The organism is Vibrio sp. 378, assembly GCF_033339435.1.
The window spans coordinates 1-978 of sequence record NZ_JAWOUO010000204.1; the positions used below are offsets into that span (position 1 = coordinate 1).

The window sequence follows — 978 nt, forward strand, 5'->3', positions numbered from 1 at the left end:
CAACATACTGTTGTATTTTTATACGAAACTGCTCATTTTTGTAGATACAGATCAAATACCTGCTAGAATACCCTTAGTTTTTACAAGAGGATTCGTTATGAGTGTCGAATTAGAAGAAAGCCAAGTATGTGAAGCTTGTGGCTGTGCTGGTGAGATTGGTTTCATCATCAAAGAAGGCGACGAGGTTGCTGACGTAACGATTTTCGCAGAGACTAAAGATGCATTAGAGTCTGAGTTAGCGAAATACATCGAACTAGCTAAATCAGTCTGCGCTGGCGTTGAATACAATGTGTCAGAGCTGACAGAAGAATCTAAAGAGCTAACCGCTCGATTCAAGTTTGAAGTAAGTGCAGAAAAGCTTATTTTTGAACTGAAAACTCGCTCTCTAGCGCGTTAATTCAATTTAAAGCGAGCAACGAGCTCGCTTTATTCTTATCTAAATCACTTCTTTTGCTTCAACACGACCCACTTTAACGACCCATTGGTTTCGTAGTCGTTTTCATCAGAGCACACCAAAAGCACATCATCGACTTTGATTACCGCACCAGCGGTATAGGCTTTATCTTCGTAGTAACAAATTCGCTGGCCTATTTTACCATCAGCAACCACCAAAGCCTTTGACTCCGGCGTACTGTAAGATTTGGCAAAAACTGAACCAGACAATAGCGCGACCATGGCGCTCAGAGTAAAAATAGAAACTCTTTTAAACTTCATGAATATCCCCTTATGCCCGAACAATACTAGCAAGGAAGTATTTCAGGTTCTTGGCAGAATCTCATATTCTAGCAATTTGTTCTTACTTCTCATTCCCAGATATTCCTCCACGTCGTTACGAACAACGGCGAGTTAAGCTCAGGCCGATATAGCCGTCACTGACTCTTTAGGTTATGCTTTTATCGTTTTTTATTGGAAAGTAATCGTTATGCGTTTCATCCCTTTCGCCCTCGCGTTAATTGCATTTAGCTCGTCTCCTAGTGC

The 978-nt window shown here is 41.2% G+C and carries 2 protein-coding genes; one reads left to right on the top strand and one right to left on the bottom strand.

Features of this window, described 5'->3' with window-relative positions:
* The first annotated feature begins 97 nt into the window (after positions 1 to 97).
* Positions 98 to 397, top strand: coding sequence for a YfcZ/YiiS family protein (locus tag R7Q48_RS25160; protein ID WP_005488152.1), 300 nt, complete (start codon positions 98 to 100; stop codon positions 395 to 397).
* Between the two features lie 44 nt (positions 398 to 441).
* Here R7Q48_RS25160 and R7Q48_RS25165 read toward each other — a convergent pair whose 3' ends face one another.
* Positions 442 to 714: a YnjH family protein gene (locus R7Q48_RS25165; RefSeq protein ID WP_005498191.1), complete on the bottom strand. Its 273-nt coding sequence runs from the start codon at positions 712 to 714 to the stop codon at positions 442 to 444.
* Positions 715 to 978: the final 264 nt, after the last annotated feature.